The sequence below is a fragment of the Mesorhizobium huakuii genome (genome assembly GCF_030160235.1).
GTDB classification, from domain to species: domain Bacteria; phylum Pseudomonadota; class Alphaproteobacteria; order Rhizobiales; family Rhizobiaceae; genus Mesorhizobium; species Mesorhizobium huakuii.
The window spans coordinates 167,477-185,781 of sequence record NZ_BSNY01000027.1 but is presented as its reverse complement, the minus strand read 5'-3'; the positions used below and the strand labels follow the sequence as shown (position 1 = coordinate 185,781).

General features: G+C 64.1%; 18 protein-coding genes. 9 read left to right on the top strand and 9 right to left on the bottom strand.

Features of this window, described 5'->3' with window-relative positions; all coding sequences use genetic code 11:
- Positions 1-12: 12 nt before the first annotated feature.
- Positions 13-984, bottom strand: a complete 972-nt coding sequence (gene cbiB, locus QQK95_RS14960; protein ID WP_284273790.1) for an adenosylcobinamide-phosphate synthase CbiB — start codon at positions 982-984, stop codon at positions 13-15.
- Here cbiB and cobD point away from each other — a divergent pair.
- Both cobD and QQK95_RS14950 read left to right on the top strand, forming a co-directional pair.
- Positions 983-2,029, top strand: a complete 1,047-nt coding sequence (gene cobD, locus QQK95_RS14955; RefSeq protein WP_284273788.1) for a threonine-phosphate decarboxylase CobD — start codon at positions 983-985, stop codon at positions 2,027-2,029. The two genes, cbiB and cobD, sit on opposite strands and share 2 nt — an antisense overlap.
- Positions 2,026-2,535 carry a tyrosine phosphatase family protein gene (locus QQK95_RS14950; RefSeq protein WP_284273786.1) on the top strand — a complete coding sequence of 170 codons (510 nt, stop codon included), beginning with the start codon at positions 2,026-2,028 and terminating at the stop codon, positions 2,533-2,535. The genes cobD and QQK95_RS14950 overlap by 4 nt, the downstream gene beginning before the upstream one ends.
- Before the next feature lie 24 nt (positions 2,536-2,559).
- On the opposite strand, the gene QQK95_RS14945 is transcribed toward QQK95_RS14950, so the two are convergent.
- The 4 genes from QQK95_RS14945 to QQK95_RS14930 all read right to left on the bottom strand — a co-directional run bounded on the left by QQK95_RS14945 (position 2,560) and on the right by QQK95_RS14930 (position 4,454).
- Entirely contained in the window at positions 2,560-2,796 is a 237-nt protein-coding gene (locus QQK95_RS14945) for a type II toxin-antitoxin system RelE/ParE family toxin (protein ID WP_284273784.1), read from the bottom strand.
- Positions 2,797-2,855: 59 nt separating this feature from the next.
- Positions 2,856-3,110, bottom strand: coding sequence for a type II toxin-antitoxin system ParD family antitoxin (locus QQK95_RS14940; protein ID WP_284273782.1), 255 nt, complete (start codon positions 3,108-3,110; stop codon positions 2,856-2,858).
- Between the two features lie 102 nt (positions 3,111-3,212).
- On the bottom strand, positions 3,213-4,016 hold the full coding sequence (locus QQK95_RS14935) for a creatininase family protein (protein WP_284273781.1): 804 nt from the start codon (positions 4,014-4,016) through the stop codon (positions 3,213-3,215).
- 54 nt (positions 4,017-4,070) lie between these two features.
- Positions 4,071-4,454: a RidA family protein gene (locus QQK95_RS14930; RefSeq protein WP_284273779.1), complete on the bottom strand. Its 384-nt coding sequence runs from the start codon at positions 4,452-4,454 to the stop codon at positions 4,071-4,073.
- A gap of 264 nt (positions 4,455-4,718) precedes the next feature.
- Here QQK95_RS14930 and QQK95_RS14925 point away from each other — a divergent pair, with 264 nt between their 5' ends.
- From QQK95_RS14925 to QQK95_RS14895, 7 genes are read left to right on the top strand one after another with little or no spacing between them, the layout of a single operon-like run.
- Positions 4,719-5,723, top strand: coding sequence for an ABC transporter substrate-binding protein (locus QQK95_RS14925; protein WP_284273777.1), 1,005 nt, complete (start codon positions 4,719-4,721; stop codon positions 5,721-5,723).
- A gap of 12 nt (positions 5,724-5,735) precedes the next feature.
- Entirely contained in the window at positions 5,736-6,560 is an 825-nt protein-coding gene (locus QQK95_RS14920; RefSeq protein ID WP_284273775.1) for an ABC transporter ATP-binding protein, read from the top strand.
- Positions 6,547-7,395 (top strand): ABC transporter permease, encoded by an 849-nt coding sequence (locus QQK95_RS14915; RefSeq protein WP_019858745.1) that lies wholly within the window; start codon positions 6,547-6,549, stop codon positions 7,393-7,395. Before QQK95_RS14920 ends, QQK95_RS14915 begins: the two co-directional genes overlap by 14 nt.
- Positions 7,395-8,696 (top strand): cytosine deaminase, encoded by a 1,302-nt coding sequence (locus QQK95_RS14910; protein WP_284273771.1) that lies wholly within the window; start codon positions 7,395-7,397, stop codon positions 8,694-8,696. Before QQK95_RS14915 ends, QQK95_RS14910 begins: the two co-directional genes overlap by 1 nt.
- Positions 8,696-10,099 carry an FAD-binding oxidoreductase gene (locus QQK95_RS14905; RefSeq protein WP_284274117.1) on the top strand — a complete coding sequence of 468 codons (1,404 nt, stop codon included), beginning with the start codon at positions 8,696-8,698 and terminating at the stop codon, positions 10,097-10,099. The genes QQK95_RS14910 and QQK95_RS14905 overlap by 1 nt, the downstream gene beginning before the upstream one ends.
- Positions 10,099-10,680, top strand: coding sequence for an NAD(P)H-dependent oxidoreductase (locus tag QQK95_RS14900; RefSeq protein ID WP_284273770.1), 582 nt, complete (start codon positions 10,099-10,101; stop codon positions 10,678-10,680). The genes QQK95_RS14905 and QQK95_RS14900 overlap by 1 nt, the downstream gene beginning before the upstream one ends.
- Complete coding sequence (locus tag QQK95_RS14895; protein ID WP_284273767.1) at positions 10,680-11,267, top strand: NAD(P)H-dependent oxidoreductase; 588 nt, start codon at positions 10,680-10,682, stop codon at positions 11,265-11,267. The genes QQK95_RS14900 and QQK95_RS14895 overlap by 1 nt, the downstream gene beginning before the upstream one ends.
- Positions 11,268-11,314: 47 nt before the next feature.
- Here the strand turns inward: QQK95_RS14895 and QQK95_RS14890 are convergent, their stop codons facing one another.
- The 4 genes from QQK95_RS14890 to QQK95_RS14875 are packed head-to-tail and all read right to left on the bottom strand — an operon-like array spanning position 11,315 to position 18,295.
- Positions 11,315-13,768, bottom strand: a complete 2,454-nt coding sequence (locus tag QQK95_RS14890) for a GcvT family protein (RefSeq protein WP_284273765.1) — start codon at positions 13,766-13,768, stop codon at positions 11,315-11,317.
- Entirely contained in the window at positions 13,765-14,946 is a 1,182-nt protein-coding gene (locus QQK95_RS14885; RefSeq protein ID WP_284273764.1) for a pyridoxal phosphate-dependent aminotransferase, read from the bottom strand. Before QQK95_RS14885 ends, QQK95_RS14890 begins: the two co-directional genes overlap by 4 nt.
- On the bottom strand, positions 14,946-15,845 hold the full coding sequence (locus QQK95_RS14880) for a homocysteine S-methyltransferase family protein (protein WP_284273761.1): 900 nt from the start codon (positions 15,843-15,845) through the stop codon (positions 14,946-14,948). Before QQK95_RS14880 ends, QQK95_RS14885 begins: the two co-directional genes overlap by 1 nt.
- Positions 15,842-18,295, bottom strand: a complete 2,454-nt coding sequence (locus tag QQK95_RS14875) for a GcvT family protein (protein ID WP_284273759.1) — start codon at positions 18,293-18,295, stop codon at positions 15,842-15,844. The genes QQK95_RS14880 and QQK95_RS14875 overlap by 4 nt, the downstream gene beginning before the upstream one ends.
- Positions 18,296-18,305: the final 10 nt, after the last annotated feature.

The window sequence follows — 18,305 nt, the reverse complement described above, 5'->3', positions numbered from 1 at the left end:
CTTTCTCGGAGTTTATGCGACGAATACGATCACCGACACCACCCCAAACAGCGCGATCAGCAGATAGTCGGCGACGCGGTAGAGTTTCAGCGCCCGCCTGATGTCGGCGCTGTCGACGTCGCGGCGGCCGCCTTCGCCCATGAACACATCGTCGACCACGATGCCACCATAGCTGCGCGGCCCGGCGAGTGCCAGGCCGAGCGCGCCGGCCATGGCTGCTTCCGGCCAGCCGGCATTGGGCGAGCGGTGCTTTTTGGCATCGCGCCATACCGCTTGCCGGGCACTGCCGGGATCGGCGCCCTTGACCAGGAAGGCCGCCAGCACGATCAGCAGCGCCGTCAGCCTTGAGGCCGGCAGGTTGATCCAGTCGTCGAAGCGCGCCGCCGCCCAGCCGAAGGCCTCGTGGCGCGGCGTGCGATGGCCGATCATCGAATCGGCGGTGTTGGCCGCCTTGTAGGCAGCGCCGCCGGCCAGTCCGCCAACACCGGTCCAGAAGGCGGGAGCGACGATGCCATCGGAAAAATTCTCGGCCAGGCTTTCGATCGCCGCGCGGCAGACGGCGGCGCGGTCGAGTGCTTCAGGATCGCGGCCGACGATGCGCGAGACGGCGACACGGCCCATGGCGAGGCCGCCCGAATCGAGCGAGTCAGCCACGGCCTCGACATGTTCGTAGAGGCTCTTCTGCGACAGCAGCGATGTAGCCAGCAGCGCGGTGATGAAAAACCCCAGGGGAACGAACCAGAGCAGGACAAGCTGGACGAAAAGGCCCATCACCGCCGGAACCAGAACGATGACCAGCAGCGCCTGGACGCCGCGTTGGCGACGCAACGCGTCGGGATCAGTGGCGCGGTTGAGCCTGATGTCGAGAAAGGATATCAGCCTGCCGAACCACGTCACCGGATGGCCGATGGCGCGGAAGAGCCGGTCCGGGTAACCCAGGACAGATTCGACGGCCAGTGACAGGAAAGCGATCAGGACTGACATGAAGCTTCTTGATGGAGCGGTGGACCATGGTGGGAGTCTTGGCCGGGCAAGGGCGCTTTTCCCCAACGCTCCTCAGCCTTTCGTCGACCTTTCGACCGGTATCAACCCGCACTCCTACCCGCTTTTCGAACTGCCCGCCACCTCGCTGTCGCGATTGCCGGAAGCGGCACGGGCGCGGGAGCTGACGCAGATCGCAGCCCGCACCTATGGCGCGCCGTCGCCGGCCAATGTCGTCGCGGCGCCCGGCACGCAAATCCTGCTGCCGCGCGTGGCCTCGCTGGTCAGGCCCGGCAAGGCATTGGTGCTGGGGCCGACCTATGCCGAACATGCACGAGCAGCGGCGATCGCCGGGCATGAGGTGAGCGAAGTCAGCGATTTTATGGCGCTGGCGCAGGCCGACCTAGCCATCATCGTCAATCCGAACAACCCGGATGGGCGCGTCAACGAGCGCGACCGGCTGCTGGCACTGGCCGCCGGGCTGCGCGCCAGAGGCGGGCTGCTGGTCGTTGACGAGGCCTTCATGGATGTCGGCCCGCGCGAGCACAGCCTCGCCGCCGACGCCGACCAGGGCGGCCTCGTCGTGCTGCGCTCGTTCGGCAAGTTCTTTGGGCTGGCCGGCCTGCGGCTTGGCTTCGCGCTTTCCAATGCAGCAACGGTGGGCCGGCTCGAAACGCAATTCGGGCCGTGGGCGGTCGCCGGCCCGGCGCTGGAATACGGCATTCACGCGCTTGCCGATATTGGCTGGCAGGACGCGATGCGGGCATCGCTGGCCGAGGCAGCGGCGCGGCTGGACGCGTTGTTCGGCCGTTTCGGCGTGCCGGTCGTGGGCGGTACCACGCTGTTCCGCTATCTCGGCCTTCCGGATGCCGCCGGCCTGTTTTCAGCGCTTGGCGAGAGGGGCATTCTGCTTCGCCACTTCAACGACCGGCCATTTGTGTTGCGGGCAGGCCTGCCGGGGAGTCAGGAGGAGTGGCGGCGGCTCGAATCCGCTCTTGCCGAATGGGCGGCGCGGCGCGAGGATCGACAAAAAGGTTCAAAACAATGATCCATGTCTGCTCGCTGGCGAAAATCGAGGAAACGGTGGCCAGGACAGGCGCCGACCGCATGCTGTCGCTGCTCTCCGTCGGAACCGAGGTGACGCGTCCGGCCTCGATAGCGAGGGAAAACCACCTCCATCTCGTCATGCACGACATAGCGGTAGCGCAGGACGGCATGACCATGCCGGGCGAGGAGCATGTCCGCGACGTGCTCGATTTCGCCCGCCGCTGGGACCGGGCGAAGCCCATGGTCGTGCATTGCTATGCCGGCATCAGCCGTTCCACCGCTTCGGCCTACATCATCGCCGCCGCACTGGCGCCGAAACGCGACGAGGCCGAACTGGCCCAGACATTGCGGGCGCTGTCACCCTCGGCGACACCCAACCCCCGGCTCATTGCCGTGGCCGATGCGCTGCTTGAGCGCAATGGCCGGATGATCGAGGCGATCCAGTCGATCGGGCGCGGCGCCGACGCCTTCGAAGGCACGCCGTTCGAGCTGAAGATCGAGGGCTAGCTGTGCCCATACATCGTTGGAGGACTATCGAGCGCCTTCACTCGCCCAATCTTCGTGCCCGTGGCGTACCCGGACAATGAACACGTCGCCGTCGGCTTCGATCCGGTAGACGACAATTTGGGCCTTGAAGGGATGGATACGCATTGGTGACGACAATTCAAGCCGCTCCGGTGCCATTCGGGGACTGGCAGCGATCAGGTCAAAGATCGCGAACAACTCGTCATGATACTGTCTGGCCTGCTCAGCACCGAACAGGCGCACCCCTTACTCGGTAATACCGATGATGTCCTCTTCCGCGGCTAAAGAAAGGCGAAATCCCATTACCCGTTGCCGGGTGACTTTCCAACGCGTTTGACTGCCTCAGCAAAAAGCGCGTCCCTGGATCGATTGCCGATGCCACTTTTCAATCCGTCATCGACAAAGCGCTGCATGGCGGCAATGTTGTCGTTGCGCTCCTGATCCCGACGGATCAAATCGCGCACATAGTCGCTCGCGTTGGCGTAGCGACCCGTTTCGGTTTGCGCCTCAACCCAATCCTTCATCGGATCAGGCAATGATACGTTCATTGTTGCCATATCGGCCTCCATATCCCGTCCAGCATGAACCATTTTGGCAAAGTTTGTCAAAATCTCATATGCGGGAGTGTTTTTTGCGAAGGCGCAATTGTGGCTAGGCGGCTATTTCAGCCAGTCGGCGAGCTTCGCTTTGCGCACATCCCTGAGCAGGCTGATGAAACCGTCTGCCTGATGCTCCGCCGTCAGCCTGCCTTTTTCCGAAGTCGCGATGCTGGCGTCGCCGACCACGCCATTGGGGTTGAGATCCCCAGCGATCCAGGCGAAGGCGTGGGTGCCGGTGTGGCGTAGCAGGGAAAATTCCTTCTCGGCCCTGGCGACATTGGAAACGAAATTGTCGGCCTTGGCCATGTCGACCAGGTCGGGCCGGAAATGCAGCATCAGCGAGGTCTCGACATCGCCGCCATGGATGCCGTGGCGGTCTTCGAGCTCGGTGTACATGCCGGCCGGGCGGCCAAAGCGCTGCCAGCTCGTCTTCACCGCAAGCATCTTTTCGCGCACCCGCAATTCACGCGTGATGATGCCCATGATCTCTTCATTGCCGCCATGCGAGTTGACGACGATAAGTTTGCGCACCCCGGCACGCGCGATGGATACGCCAAGTTCGGTCCAGGCCTCGACCAGCGTCGTTGCCGGCAGCGTGAGCGTGCCCGGCGCATGCAGATGCTCGTTCGACTTGCCCACCGCCTGGACCGGCAGGATGCGGATGTCGAGGTCGTCCGGCAGGCGGGCGATCACCGTGTCGAGCATGCCGTTCATGATCGAGGTGTCGGTCGAGACAGGCAGATGCGGTCCATGCTGTTCGATCGCCGCCACCGGCAAAACGGCGATCGTCGCCTCCGGGTCGATCGAGGCGTATTCTGTGGTCCGGTAGTCACCCCACCAGACGCGTCTTTTGGCTACAGTCATGTCATGCCTCTTCGATGAACGGTGAGACCTAGCGCGGCTCGGGCGCCCTGTCGATCACCCGGCGGCGATGACCTCGACCTCGACCTTGAATTCGGGGCGGGCAAAGCCGGAAACGATCATCAGCGTCGAGGCCGGTGCTGGGCTCGAAAACAGCCTGTCTCGGACATCCATATAGGGCCGTAAATGCGCGCGGTCGGTGACATAGGCGTTGATGCGCACGATGTCCTGGAGTCCCAGCCCAGCCTCGCCGAGGATTGCCTCGATGTTGCGGAAGCAGAGTTCGGCCTGGGCGCCGGCGTCCTCGGGAATCTGGTCGTCCGCCGTGATCGCCACCTGGCCCGAGCACAGCACCAGCCGCTTGCCCGCCGGCACTTCGACGCCATGGCTGTAGCGGGCAAAGGGCGGCTTGATCGAATTCGGGGTAAGGAATCTGAACATGGCAATCTCCTGGATGCCCTCAGCCTAAGGCCGCATCCACTACAGCTTCAAGATGGCTTGGGATGTCACCGGTGCGATTGTGGACAGGCGTTCAAAAAATAGGCACGATGCCTTCGGTGCAGCACGACCTTTCCGGCTTTCGCAGATGGCTGTGGTGCAGGCGGGCGGGTTCCGGCGCGAGACGCCGGTGGCATGTGTCTTGCTTCTTGAATCTCTGGTGTCGAGCCTGGCGCGTGGCGCCGGAGCAAACAAAGGGTGGTGTCGATGTACGCAAAGCAGAAGATCTCGGTAGCAGCGGTGGCCCTGCTGACGGCCAGCACGCTGGGGGCCGCGGCAAATGAAAAAGTCACCTTCGGCACCAACTGGCTGGCCGAGCCGGAACATGGCGGTTACTACCAGGCCGTGGCGGACGGTACCTATGCCGCCTGCGGCCTCGACGTCACCATCATGCAGGGCGGCCCGCAGGTCAGCGGCCGGCCGATGCTTTTGGCCGGCAAGATCGATTTCTACATGGGCGGCAACCTGCTGTCGGCCTTCGACGCCGTCCAGCAAGGCATCCCGATGCGTGTGGTGGCGGCCGATTTCCAGAAGGACCCGCAGGTCATCATGTCCCATCCCGGCGAGGGGCTGGACAAGTGGGAGGACCTGAAGAACGCCGACCAGTACATCCTTGGCGACGAAGGCGTGCAGACCTTCTTCCAGTGGATGGTCACCGCGCTCGGCTTCGACGCCGCCAAGCGCGCGCCCTACACCTACAACACCGCTCCCTTCCTCGCCAACAAGAAGTCGATCCAGCAGGGCTACGTCACCTCGGAGCCGTTCGCGGTCAAGAAGGAAGGCGGCTTCGTGCCGAACCAGTTCCTGCTCGCCGACTATGGCTGGGACACCTACTCGACGACGATCGAGGTGATGCAGGCCACGATCGACAAGAAGCCGGAGGTGGTCCAGTGCTTCGTCGATGGCTCGGCCAAGGGCTGGTACAAGTACCTCTACGGCGACAACAAGGCCGCCAACGACATGATCAAGAAAGACAATCCTGACATGAGCGACGAGCAGATCGCTTTCTCCATCGAGCAGATGAAGAAGTTCGGCCTTGCCGATTCCGGCGACACCGAGAAGCTCGGCATCGGCGCCATGACCGACGCGCGCATCAAGAGTTTCTACGACAAGATGGTCAAGGCCAAGGTCACGCCGGAAGGCATCGACATTTCGAAGGCCTACACGCTGGCCTTCGTCAACAAGGGCGTCGGGCTCGACCTGAAGAAATAGGCCAGCCTGAGCATGATAGAGGAAAAGGTGGCGCGAGCGCCGGCATCGGACGTTGCTCCGACCTTGCTGGCGCTGCGAGGCGTCGGCAAGGTGTTTTCCAACGGCGTGACGGCGCTGAGCGATGTCGACCTGACGATCCGGGAAGGCGATTTCATCAGCCTGCTCGGGCCGTCCGGTTGCGGCAAGTCGACGGCGCTGCGGCTGATCGCCGGCCTGTCGACGCCGACCTCCGGCGTGCTCGACTGGCGCGGCGGCGGCTCGCTCGACCGCGCCAATATCGGCTTCGTCTTTCAGGAGCCGACGCTGCTGCCCTGGGCCAGCGTATTCGACAATGTCTGGCTGCCGCTCAGGCTGAAAGGCATTTCCCGCGCCAAGGCCGCCCCTGCGATCACGCAGATGCTGGCGCGGGTGCATCTGACCGGCTTCGAGGACGCCGTGCCGCGCGAACTGTCGGGCGGCATGAAGATGCGTGTCTCGATCGCGCGCGCCATGGTGACCAAGCCGCGCGTGCTGTTGATGGACGAACCGTTCGCGGCACTCGACGAGATCACCCGTTTCAAGCTCAACAACGATCTGCTGGAGCTGTGGCAGGACGAACGCTTCACCGTCGTCTTCGTCACCCACAGCGTTTTTGAAAGCGTATTTCTCTCCAACCGGGTCGTCGTCATGGCGGCGCGGCCGGGCAGGGTGTTCGACGAACTCGCCATCGAGGCGGCCTATCCGCGCGACGAGGCGTTTCGCACCTCGCCCGACTACGCAGCCCTTTGCCGCCAGGCTTCCGACGTGCTGGTCAATGCCATCAATTCAACAGCGGGCCCGCATCATGACGGTCATTGACGGCACGTTGAAACTCGACCCCGAGGAAGCGCGCCGTGTGCGCCAGGAGCGGCTCGAGCGGGTCGGCCGCTGGGTGCTGCCGCTGGCGATCATGATCCTGGCGATCTGGCTGTGGGACCGCATCTGCGTGTGGAACGAGATCCCGCAATATATCCTGCCGCGTCCCGGCGTGGTGCTGCAGACGCTCTACAACGATGCCGGCCTGCTGTTCTCCTCGCTGCTGGTCACCTTGCGCATCACCTTCCTTAGCCTGGCCTTGGCCGTCATCGGCGGCGTCGGCCTGTCGGTGCTGTTCGCGCAGTCGAAATGGGTGGAGATGTCGTTCTTCCCGTTCGCCATCGTGCTGCAGGTGACGCCGATCGTGGCGATCTTTCCGCTGATCAACATCTATGTGAACAACCAGACGACCAAGCTTCTGCTGTGCGCCTGGATCGTCGCCTTCTTCCCGATCCTGTCCAACACCACACTCGGCCTGAATTCGGTCGACCGTAATCTGCGCGATCTGTTCAAGCTCAATGGCGCGACGCGCTGGCAGCAGCTGCGCTATCTCAGGCTGCCGGCGGCGATGCCGTATTTCCTGGGCGGGCTGAAGATCGCCGGCGGCCTGTCGCTGATCGGCGCCGTGGTGGCAGAGTTCGTCGCCGGCGCCACCGGCCAGTCATCGGGGCTCGCCTCGCGCATCATCGAGGCCGGTTACCGGCTCAACGCGCCAAGGCTGTTCGCGGCGCTGTTCCTGATCTCGCTGACCGGCATCCTGATCTTCCTCGTGCTGTCGCTGATTTCGCATCTCATTTTGCGGCGCTGGCACGAAAGCGCGCTGAAGCAGGAGCGGTAATGATTCCGGACTCAGCTTCATACCGGCTCACGAACGCCCGACTTCACACGTCGCTGACGCCTGGGCTCGCTGCGGCCTATGATGGCGACGGCTTTGCGCTGGCTGATATCACAGTCACCGACGGCAAGATCTCCAGCATTGCGGCGCACGGCAAAGCGAAGGCGCCGACGGAGGCTATCGACCTTGCCGGCCGCATCGTTTTGCCCTGTTTCGTCGACTGCCACACCCATATCGACAAGGGCCACATCTGGCCGCGAAAGCCCAATCCCGACGGCACGTTCATGGGCGCGCTGAATGCCGCCGGCGCCGACCGCGTCGCGCGCTGGAGCGCCGAGGACCTGGCCAGACGCATGGATTTCTCGCTGCGCTCGGCCTACGCGCATGGCACCAGGGCGCTGCGCACCCATCTCGACAGCGTCGCGCCTCAGGAGGAAATCTCCTGGCCGGTGTTCGAGACGATGCGCGAGGCATGGCGTGGCCGCATCGAATTGCAGGGCGCCTGCCTGCTCGGCATCGAGGGCGTGCGCGACAAGAAATGGTTCGACAGGCTGGCGAAACGGGTGGCCGCCGCCAAGGGCGTGCTCGGCGTCGTCACCTATATGGTGCCGGACCTCGAAGAGCTGCTCGACCACGTCTTCGCGCAGGCGACCGAGCATGGGCTCGACCTCGATTTCCATGCCGACGAGACCGACGACATTGCGGCGATCTCGCTGAAGAAGATCGCCGAGGCCGCACTTTGGAACGGTTTCGAGGGCAAGATCCTTGTCGGCCATTGCTGCTCGCTGGCGCGGCAACCCGACCTCGAGGTGCTGGACACGCTGGACAAGGTGGCGAAGGCCGGCCTGGCTGTGGTGTCGCTGCCGATGTGCAATCTCTATCTGCAGGATCGGCGCGGGAACCAGACCACGCCGCGCTGGCGTGGCGTGACGCTGCTGCACGAGATGAAGGCGAGGGGCATTCCCGTCGCCGTCGCTTCCGACAACACACGCGATCCGTTCTATGCCTATGGCGATCTCGACATGCTGGAGGTCTACCGCATGGCGACGCGTATCCTGCATTTCGATCATCCCGTCGCCGACTGGCCGCAAGCGGTCACCGCCACGCCGGCCAAGGTGATGCGGCTTGATGGGTTTGGCACGCTTGCCGCCGGCGGCGATGCCGACTTCATCCTGTTCAAAGGTCGAAGCTGGACGGAATTGCTGTCGCGGCCCGAATCGGATCGCATCGTCGTGCGCGGCGGCCGCGCGATCGAGCGGCAATTGCCCGACTATGCCGAACTCGACGAACTGATGGTGGAATGATGGACGTTTCGGCGCTCAAACGCGATCTCGACGGGATTAAACTCGACGACAATCCGGCCATCGTCCAGCAGAAGAGCCGCGATTTCTACTGGTACAGCCCGGTGCTGAAACAGCAGCTCGACCATGTCACCGGCGACCTGATCGTGACGCCGAAGACCGAGGCCGAGCTGATCCGCGTGCTCGCCGCCTGTCACAGGCATGGCGTGCCGGTGACGCCGCGCGGCAGCGGCACGGGCAATTACGGCCAGGCGATGCCGCTGTCGGGCGGCGTGGTGCTCAATCTTGCCGAGATGAACGAGATCAAGTCGATTGCGCCGGGGCGCGTGGTGACCGGGCCGGGCGCGGTGCTGGCCGATATCGACAAGGCAACGCGGGCGCATTCCGGGCAGGAGCTCAGGCTCTCGCCCTCGACCTACAACACCGCCTCGATCGGCGGTTTCATCGCCGGCGGTTCGGGCGGCGTCGGTTCGATCAATTTCGGCGGGTTGCGCGATTTCGGCAATGTGCTGCGCCTGCGCGTGGTGACGATGGAGGCCGAGCCGAAGGCGCTCGAACTCACCGGCGAGGATTTGCACAAGGTGACCCATGCTTACGGCACCAACGGCATCATCACGGAAGTCGAGATGCCGCTGACCGCCGCCTATGAGTGGATCGATGTCATCGTCGGCTTCGATGCCTTCATGGACGCGGCGCGCTATGGCAACGCGCTGGCCTGCCAGGACGGCATCCTGACCAAGCTGATCACGCCGATTGCCGCACCGGTGCCGCAGCTCTATTTCAAGCGCCACCAGAAGTTTTTCAGGGAGGGGCAAAGCATCTGCGTCGTCATGGTGGCGCGGCATGGGCTGGATGCGTTCCTCGCCTTCACCCGGCGCGCCGGCGGCGAGGTGATCTTCAACGCCGCGACCGCAACGCCCGAGGAGAAAAAGGGCCTGCCGCCGGCCTATGAGCTGGCCTGGAACCACACCACGCTGAGGGCGCTGCGCGTCGATCCCGACATCACCTATCTGCAGTCGCTCTATCCGTTTCCCAACCAGCTGGCGCTGGTCGAGAAAATGGATGCGATGTTCCCGGGCGAAGTGTTCTCGCATCTCGAATTCGTGCGACTGGACGGCAACATCACCTGTTTCGGCCTGCCGCTGGTAAAATTCACCACCGAGGCGCGGCTCGACGAGATCGTGCGCCTGCATGAGGACAATGGTTGCCCGATCTTCAACCCGCACCGCTACACGCTGGAGGAAGGCGGCATGAAGCAGACCGATGCCGTGCAACTTGCCTTCAAGCGCGAGACCGATCCGCAAGGCTTGCTCAACCCCGGCAAGATGATCGCGTGGGAAAATCCAGACTATGACTACCGGTCCGGGCGAACCTTCCTGTTCAAGGGGCTGCAGAAGGCAGGCTGATGAACATCCTCGTCCTCTACGCCCACCCGGTCGAGACCAGCTTCAATGCTGGCCTGCATCGGTTGATCGTCGAGCGGCTGACGGCGGCGGGACATAGTGTCGATGACTGCGACCTCTACGCCGAGGATTTCGACCCGCGGCTGATGCGCCAGGAAAGGCTGGATTATCACAACCAGCGCGGCTCCAAGGACCCGGCAGCGCCTTATGTCGACCGGCTGCTGCGTGCCGAGGCGCTGGTGCTTTCCTATCCGGTCTGGAACTACGGTTTTCCTGCGATCCTGAAAGGCTTCTTCGACCGTGTCTTCCTGCCCGGCGTGTCGTTCAGGCTCGTCGACGGCAAGGTGCAGCCGTCGCTGCACAACATCAGGAAGGTCGCGGCCGTCACCACCTATGGCGGCAGCCGGTTCCGCGCCATTGTCATGGGCGATCCGCCACGCAGGCTGATCAAGCGCATGCTGCGCGCCACCGTGAAGCCCGGCGCGCCGGTAACTTATCTTGCGCACTACGCGATGAACCTGTCGACCGACCAGACGCGAAAATCCTTCATGACGAAGGTTGCCGCGAGCATGGATGCATTCTGATGCGGGTCCTCGTGGTCTATTGCCATCCGGTGCCGGAAAGCTTTTGCGCAGCCATTCGCGATACCGCCATCGAGGTGCTGAAGGCGAAAGGCTGGGAGGTGCGGCTGCTCGACCTCTATGCCGAGAAATTCGACCCCGTGATGGGCTGCGACGAACGGCGCAGCTACAACAACCAGGCGCCGCAGGATCCGGCCTTGAAGCCGCATTTCGAACTGCTCGGTTGGGCCGAAGCGATCCTGTTCGTCTATCCGACCTGGTGGTACGGGCTGCCGGCAATGCTGAAGGGTTGGCTCGACCGGGTGTGGGCGACCGACGTCGCCTTCAAATTGCCGGTGGGCAAGGGGCGGATCACATCGCTGATGACGCATGTCACCAAGGTCGGCGTCATCACCACCTGCGGCGCGCCGACCTGGTGGAGCGTCGTCGTCGGCCAGCCCGGACGCAAGACGTTGCTGCGCGGCATGCGGGCGCTGTGCGCGCGACGCTGCAAGACCTTCTTCCTGGCGCACTATCTGATGGACGCCTCGACGCCAAAGACGCGGGCGGCGTTTCTGGCGAAAGTGCGGACGAAGCTGGCAAGGTTTTGAGGGATTAGCGTCCTTTTCCCCGTAAACGGGGAGAAGGCAAGAGCGCGCTACATCCTGGTCCGCTCCGCCTTCGGATCATACATCGGCTTCAGCGAGGCTTCCGCCGCAAACCGCTCGCCGGCGATCTCGATCTCGTAGGTCGAGGCCAGCACATCGGCCTCGCTCTCACCCTGGCACGGCACATAGCCGAGCCCAATCGCGCCGCCGAGATGGTGGCCGTAATTGCCTGAGGTGATCGGGCCGACGATCTTGCCGTCGCGCAGGATCGCTTCATTGTGGAAGAGCAGGGGCTGCGGGTCCTTCAGCCGGAACTGGACCAGGCGGCGTGACAGGCCGGCTTCCTTCTTCTTCAGCACGGCATCGCGGCCGATGAAATCACCCTTGGCCGTCTTCACCGCGAAGCCGAGGCCGGCTTCCAGCACATTGTCCTCGTCCGTGATGTCGTGGCCGAAATGCCGAAAGGCCTTTTCGATGCGGCAGGAATCCAGCGTGTGCAGGCCGCAGAGTTTCAGCCCGACATCCGCGCCCGCCTGGTCGATTGCCTCGAAGACATGGGCGGCCTGGTCGGTCGAGACATAGAGCTCCCAGCCGAGTTCGCCGACATAGGTGACGCGGTGGGCGCGAGCCAGCCCCATGCCGATCTCGATCTCCTGAAACGTGCCGAACGGGTTGTTCTCGTTGGAGAAATCGTTGGGGCTGACTTTCTGGATCAGCTTTCGCGCATCCGGCCCCATCAGGCAGAGCACGCTTTCCGCCGCGGTGACATCGGTGATGACGACGAACTCCTCGCCGACATGCCGGCGCAGCCACGCCAGATCGCGCTGCAGCGTGGCGCCTGGGACGACGAGGAAGTAGGCTGTGTCCGACAGGCGCGAGACGGTGAGATCGCTCTCTATTCCGCCGCGCTGGTTGAGCATTTGCGTGTAGACGATCTTGCCCGGCGCCACATCCATGTCGTTGGCGCACAGTCTTTGCAGGAAAGCGCAGGCGTCGCGGCCCTCGACGCGGATCTTGCCGAACGAGGTCATGTCGAACAGGCCGACCTTGTCGCGGACCGCCAGGTGCTCGTCGCGCTGGTTGTCGAACCAGTTCTGCCGCTTCCAGGAATAGCGGTATTCGCGCTCCTGTCCGTCGCGGGCGAACCAGTTGGCGCGCTCCCAGCCGGCGACCTCGCCAAACACGGCGCCGCGCGCCTTCAGGTGCTCATGCAGGGGCGAGCGGCACACACCGCGCGATGTCGCCATCTGCCGATAGGGGAAATGGTCGGCGTAAAGCAGGCCAAGCGTTTCGGAGACGCGCTCCTTGAGATAGCGGCGGTTCTTCTGGAACGGCTGGGCGCGGCGGATGTCGACTTCCCACAGGTCGAAGGGCGCTTCGCCGTCGTTGATCCACTGCGCCAGCGCCATGCCGGCGCCGCCTGAAGAGACGATGCCGATCGAATTGTAGCCGGTCGCCATCCAGTAGCCCCGCAGTTCCGGCGCCTCGCCGAGATAGTAGCGGTCGTCGGGCGTGAAACTTTCGGGGCCGTTGAAGAAGGTGTGGATGCCGGCGGTAGCCAGCATCGGCATGCGGTTGACGCCCATTTCGAGGATCGGCTCGAAATGGTCCATATCCTCGGGCAACTGGTCGAAGCAGAAGTCCTCGCGGATGCCGTCCATGCCCCAGGGTTTTGCCACCGGCTCGAAGGCGCCGAGCATCATCTTGCCGGCGTCTTCCTTGTAATAGGCGCACTCATCCGGCACGCGCAGCACCGGCAGGCGGCTGAGGCCGGGGATCGGCTCGGTGACGAGATAGAAATGCTCGCAGGCGTGCAGCGGAATGGTGACGCCGTTCTGGGCGCCGAGTTCGCGCGCCCACATGCCGGCGCAGTTGACGACAATGTCGGCCTCGATCATGCCTTGTTCGTCACCCTGCGCCCAGGACACGCCGGTAACGCGGCCGTTCCTGGTATGGACCTTGGTGACCTTCACATTCTCGACGATGGTGGCGCCGCGCTGGCGTGCGCCCTTTGCCAGCGCCATGGCGATGTTGGCCGGATCGCACTGGCCGTCGAGCGGCAGATGCACGGCGCCGACGACGTCCGACACGTTGAGATGCGGATACATCTCCTTGACTTCGTTGGGGGAAATCTCGCGCACGTCGACATCGAAGGCACGCGCCAGTGACGCCTGCCGGTAAATCTCGTGTTTGCGCTCCTCGGTCAGCGCGACGGTGATCGAGCCGACCTGGCGCATGCCGGTGCCGACCTCGGTCTCGGCTTCCAGCTTGACGTAGAGGTCGGCGGAATATTTCGCCAGCCGCGTCATGTTCTGCGAACCGCGCAACTGGCCGATCAGGCCGGCGGCATGCCAGGTCGTGCCCGAGGTCAGCTGCTTGCGCTCCAGAAGCACGATGTCGGTCCAGCCGAGCTTGGCCAGGTGGTAAGCGACCGAACAGCCGGAAACGCCGCCGCCGATGATGACGGCCCGGGCTTTGCTGGGGATGGTCTTTGGGGTGTTCATGCGGCCTCGCGGCGATAGCTGGAAGCGAACCGGCGCAGCCGAGCCGCGGCTTCCTGCAGCACTGGCTCCGGCTGGCAGAGGCTGATGCGGATGTGGCCGGCGGCGGCTTCGCCGAAGCTTGAGCCTGGCATCACGCCGACCTTTTCCTGGTCGAGCAGGGCCCAGGCGAATTTTTCGTCGTCGGGTTCGACATCGGATATGTCGAGCATGACATACATGCCGCCTTCGGAACCGCGCACGCTGACATTGTTCATGCCGCGCACGGCATCCAGCAGGACGGTCCGGCGCGCCGCGTAGCGCTCGGCGATGTCCTTGACGCCGTAGCGGTTCTCGAGTGCCTCGGCGCAGGCGATCGAAATGAAGGCCGGCAGGCCGTAGGTCGTCACCAGATTGAGGTTGACGAGCAGCGTGATCATATCCTGCGGGCCGGTCAGCCAGCCCATGCGCCAGCCGGTCATGCCATGGCTTTTGGACATGGAATTGATGACCAGCGTGCGATCGGCCATGCCGGGCAGCGAGCGTGGTGAGACATGCTCGCCGCCGCCCAGCGTCCAGTAGACCTCGTCAGACAAAAGCCAGAGATCATGCTCGCGGCAGATTTCGGCCAGCTGTTCCAGCCGCTCGCGCGAATAGACCGCACCGGTCGGGTTGTTCGGCGTGTTGATCAGGATGGCGCGGGTGTTGGGCCTGAGGGCCGCGCGGATCATCTCGGCGCGAGGCTGAAATCCGTCCTCGGCCGGCGTTTCGACGACGGTGAAACTGGCGCCGGCGGCGCTGAATGTGTTGGGGTAGGTGGCATAGTAAGGGGCAACGACAATGGCGTGGTCGCCCTGGTCGAGAACGGCCTGCACGGCCGCATAAAGGGCGGCCTGGCCGCCCGGCGTGGCGATGACCTGATCCGGTGTCGTCTCTACGCCGGTGCAGGCGCTAGAGGCGGCCGCCATTGCCTGGCGCAGGCGCGGCAGGCCTGGAAGCGGGGTGTAGTGGTGGTTGCTGCCGCGAACCGCGGTCACGCAGGCCTCGATCGTTTGCGAGGGTGTGTCGAAGTCGTGATCGCCGACCGACAGCATGATGATGTCCTCACCGGCTTCCTTGCGGGTCCAGGCGGCGAAATGAACCTCCCAGCCATCCTTGCCCGAAGGCACGATGCCGGAGATGCGAGACGATGGTCTGGGCATCACTGAACTCCCGAGATCTGGTACCCGGCCTGTTCGAGCCGGTCGCGCAGTGCGGCGATATGGGCGGGGCCGACTTCGCAGCAGCCGCCGACGATGCCGGCACCTGCCTCCACCCAACCGATCGCTTGCTCGGCATAGGCGTCCGGGCCGAGGTCGTGGCGGGCGTGCAGTACATCGACGGTACCGCCGTGCTTGAGCGCCTCAGTGGAGGTAAAGCCATTGGCATAGGCGCCGACCGGGCCGCCGAGGTCGATCAGTTCAGGCAAGGCGGCGGCGATTGCTTCCGGCCGGCAGCAGTTGAGCAGCCGCGCCGCTATCGGCAGGCCATCGAGCGCGCTTGCCGCTGCGGCTATTGTTTCGCCGCTGCGCAGCCGCGGCATGCCATGATCGGCGAGCGTCCACGACACCCAGACCGGCTTGCCGCTTTCCGATGCCGCGGTGACGGCCGCGCGCGCCTCATCGGCAGAGGCCATGGTTTCGCACAGGAAGAGATCGACGCCATCCGCCTGCTCGGCAACGATGCGCCGGTAGATGTCGAGCGTCTCCTGGTAGGAAATGGTCAGCGCGGGCGCATAGCTGCCGAAAAGCGGCGACAGGCAGCCGGCGATCGCTGCCTCGCCGGCTTCGTCGCAAGCCTGCCTGGCCAATTCGATGCCGCGCTTCTGCAACGGTTTGAACAGGTCCTCGGCACCCTCGCGCGCCAGTCGCTCAGGTGTCGCCGAATAGGTGTTGATGGTGATCACGCGCGCGCCGGAGCGGATGAATTCGGCATGCAGGTCGCGCACCAGGTCGGGTTCGTCGATCAGGACCCTGGCCGACCACAACGGCGTCGGCTCGGATTTGCTGCGCCGGACCAGTTCCTGGCCCATGCCACCATCGGTGAGGATGACCTTCTTCATGCGCGCAGCCTTTCGTTCCTGGGATCCCAGAGCGGCTCGTCCTTCTGCACGACCGCCTGGAAGCGATCGCCAAAGATTTCGACCTCTACGGCGGTGCCGGGCTCGGTCAAATCCACGCGCAGCATGCCGAGCGCGATCGACTTGTCGACGCGATGGCCCCAGCCGCCCGACGTGGTCTCGCCGACGATCTGGCCGCCATGCCACAGCGTGGACATGTAGGGCGCATCGCAATCACCGGGGTTCTCGACGACCAGCGTGACGAAGCGCTTCTTCACGCCTTGCTGCTTTTCGTTCTGAAGTGCTGCCTTGCCACGGAAATCGGGCTTCTCCCATTTGACGAACCGTTCCAGCCCACCCTGCAGGATGGAATAGTCGGTCGACAGATCGCCCTTCCAGGTGCGGTAGCCCTTTTCGAGTCTGAGCGAATCCAGCGCGTACATGCCGAACGGTTTCAACCCGTGCTTCTGCCCCGCGGCCCATATGGCGTCGAAGATGGCTGATGTGTCGCCGACCTTGGTGTGGATTTCCCAGCCGAGTTCGCCGGCAAAGGAGACGCGCACCAGCTTCGCCCACCGGCCGGCTATCCCGGTTTCCTGATGCGTCAGCCACGGCAGGGTGAGATCGGCGTCGCAGACATCGGCGAGGATTTTCCGCGAATTGGGGCCGGCGAGGATTTGGGTGGAATAGTCCTCGGTGCGGTCCGTCAGGGTGAAGGCCGCGTCTTTCGGCATGCGCGATTTCAGCCATTCGAAATCGTGCCATTGCGCGACCGCCGCGGTGATCAGCGTCATCTGGTCTTCGCCGTGGCGCACGACCGACATTTCGGTGACTATGCGGCCCTTGTCGTCGGCGAAATAGACGAGACCGATGCGGCCGGGCTTCGGCACCAGTCCGGTGACCTGCAGGCTCAGCCATTCGGCGGCACCGGGACCTTCCAGGTTGAAGCGCGAGAAGCCGGGCAGGTCGAGTATGCCGGCGGCGTCGCGGACGGCCAGGCACTCTTCACGCACACGTTGTTGCCAGGGCCCGTCGCGGCGGAACGTCAGTGTCGCTTCCTCGGAAATGTCGTCGCCAGGCTGCGCATACCAGGTGGCGCGCTCCCAGCCATTATAGGCGTCGAAGCGGCCGCCCAGCGCCTTGGTGCGATCATGGATCGGCGACAGTTTTCTGTCTCGCCCTTCCGGCCAGGCGTGGCGGGGGAACTGGATGGCGTATTCATTGCCATAGATTTCCATGCCCTTGGCGACGCAATAGTCCGGCGCCGAGGCAAAGGACGTGAAGCGGCGCGGATCGCAGGACCACATATCCCATTCGGTCTGGCCCTGGGTGACCCACTCGGCCAGCACCTTGCCGGCGCCACCACCCTGGGCGATGCCGAAGGTGAAGACGCAGGCCTCGAAGGCATTGGGCACGCCGGGCATCGGGCCGATCAGCGGATTGCCGTCCGGCGCATAGGGGATCGGCCCGTTGATGACCTTGGACAGGCCGGCCGTGCCCAGGATCGGCACGCGGGCGACGGCGTCTGCCAGGTAATGTTCCAGCCGGTCGAGATCGTCGGGGAAGAGCTGGAAGGAAAAATCCTCCGGCATCGGATCGCCAGGGGTGGCCCAATGCGCGCGGCAATTGCGCTCATAGGGGCCGAGATTCATGCCGGCCTTTTCCTGGCGAAGGTAATAGGACGTATCGACATCGCGCAGCAGCGGCAGTTTCTTGCCTTGTTCCTTCGACCATGCCGCCAGTTCAGGGATTTCCTCGAACAGGATGTATTGGTGACTCATCACCATCATCGGCACCTCGCGACCGAACATCCAGCCGACCTCGGCGGCACGGTAGCCGGCGGCATTGACGACGATTTCGCAGCGGATCTCGCCTTGCGGCGTGGCGACCACCCATTCATCCTTCTCGCGGTGCACGCCGGTGACGGGGCAGAAGCGGATGATCTTCGCACCCAGGTCGCGCGCGCCCTTGGCCAGCGCCTGGGTCAACTGCGCGGGGTCGATGTCGCCGTCGCTCGGGTCATAGAGCGCGCCCTTCAGGTCGTGCGTCTCGATGAAGGGATAGCGGCGCTTGATCTCGTCGACGCCGACCACGTCGATATCCATGCCTTGATAGCGGCCCATGCCCTTGGCGCGCTGGAATTCCTGCATGCGCTCTTTCGTGTGGGCAAGGCGCAGCGAGCCGGTGACGTGGTAATTCATGGGGTAGTCGACCGCGTCGGCGAGGCTGCGGTAGAGCTCGGTCGAATAACGCTGCATGTTCATCAGCGACCAGGACGAGGAGAAGGTCGGCACATTGCCGGCGGCATGCCAGGTCGAGCCTGATGTCAGCTCGTTCTTTTCCAGGAGCACGCAGTCGGTCCAGCCCGCTTTGGCGAGATGATAGAGCGAGGAGGTGCCGACGACGCCACCTCCGATGATCACCACGCGCGCCGTGCTTGGCAAACCCGCCATCTTCTTCTCC

Bases quoted from the DNA above. Each gene is read 5' to 3' on its own strand.
- cobD (WP_284273788.1), top strand. From the start codon at position 983: ATGAAGCTTCTTGATGGAGCGGTGGACCATGGTGGGAGTCTTGGCCGG.
- QQK95_RS14890 (WP_284273765.1), bottom strand. From the start codon at position 13,768: ATGAACACCCCAAAGACCATCCCCAGCAAAGCCCGGGCCGTCATCATC.
- QQK95_RS14940 (WP_284273782.1), bottom strand. From the start codon at position 3,110: ATGGCAACAATGAACGTATCATTGCCTGATCCGATGAAGGATTGGGTT.
- QQK95_RS14950 (WP_284273786.1), top strand. From the start codon at position 2,026: ATGATCCATGTCTGCTCGCTGGCGAAAATCGAGGAAACGGTGGCCAGG.
- QQK95_RS14900 (WP_284273770.1), top strand. From the start codon at position 10,099: ATGAACATCCTCGTCCTCTACGCCCACCCGGTCGAGACCAGCTTCAAT.
- cbiB (WP_284273790.1), bottom strand. From the start codon at position 984: ATGTCAGTCCTGATCGCTTTCCTGTCACTGGCCGTCGAATCTGTCCTG.
- QQK95_RS14875 (WP_284273759.1), bottom strand. From the start codon at position 18,295: ATGGCGGGTTTGCCAAGCACGGCGCGCGTGGTGATCATCGGAGGTGGC.
- QQK95_RS14880 (WP_284273761.1), bottom strand. From the start codon at position 15,845: ATGAAGAAGGTCATCCTCACCGATGGTGGCATGGGCCAGGAACTGGTC.
- QQK95_RS14935 (WP_284273781.1), bottom strand. From the start codon at position 4,016: ATGACTGTAGCCAAAAGACGCGTCTGGTGGGGTGACTACCGGACCACA.
- QQK95_RS14885 (WP_284273764.1), bottom strand. From the start codon at position 14,946: ATGCCCAGACCATCGTCTCGCATCTCCGGCATCGTGCCTTCGGGCAAG.
- QQK95_RS14930 (WP_284273779.1), bottom strand. From the start codon at position 4,454: ATGTTCAGATTCCTTACCCCGAATTCGATCAAGCCGCCCTTTGCCCGC.
- QQK95_RS14905 (WP_284274117.1), top strand. From the start codon at position 8,696: ATGGACGTTTCGGCGCTCAAACGCGATCTCGACGGGATTAAACTCGAC.
- QQK95_RS14895 (WP_284273767.1), top strand. From the start codon at position 10,680: ATGCGGGTCCTCGTGGTCTATTGCCATCCGGTGCCGGAAAGCTTTTGC.
- QQK95_RS14920 (WP_284273775.1), top strand. From the start codon at position 5,736: ATGATAGAGGAAAAGGTGGCGCGAGCGCCGGCATCGGACGTTGCTCCG.
- QQK95_RS14910 (WP_284273771.1), top strand. From the start codon at position 7,395: ATGATTCCGGACTCAGCTTCATACCGGCTCACGAACGCCCGACTTCAC.
- QQK95_RS14925 (WP_284273777.1), top strand. From the start codon at position 4,719: ATGTACGCAAAGCAGAAGATCTCGGTAGCAGCGGTGGCCCTGCTGACG.
- QQK95_RS14915 (WP_019858745.1), top strand. From the start codon at position 6,547: ATGACGGTCATTGACGGCACGTTGAAACTCGACCCCGAGGAAGCGCGC.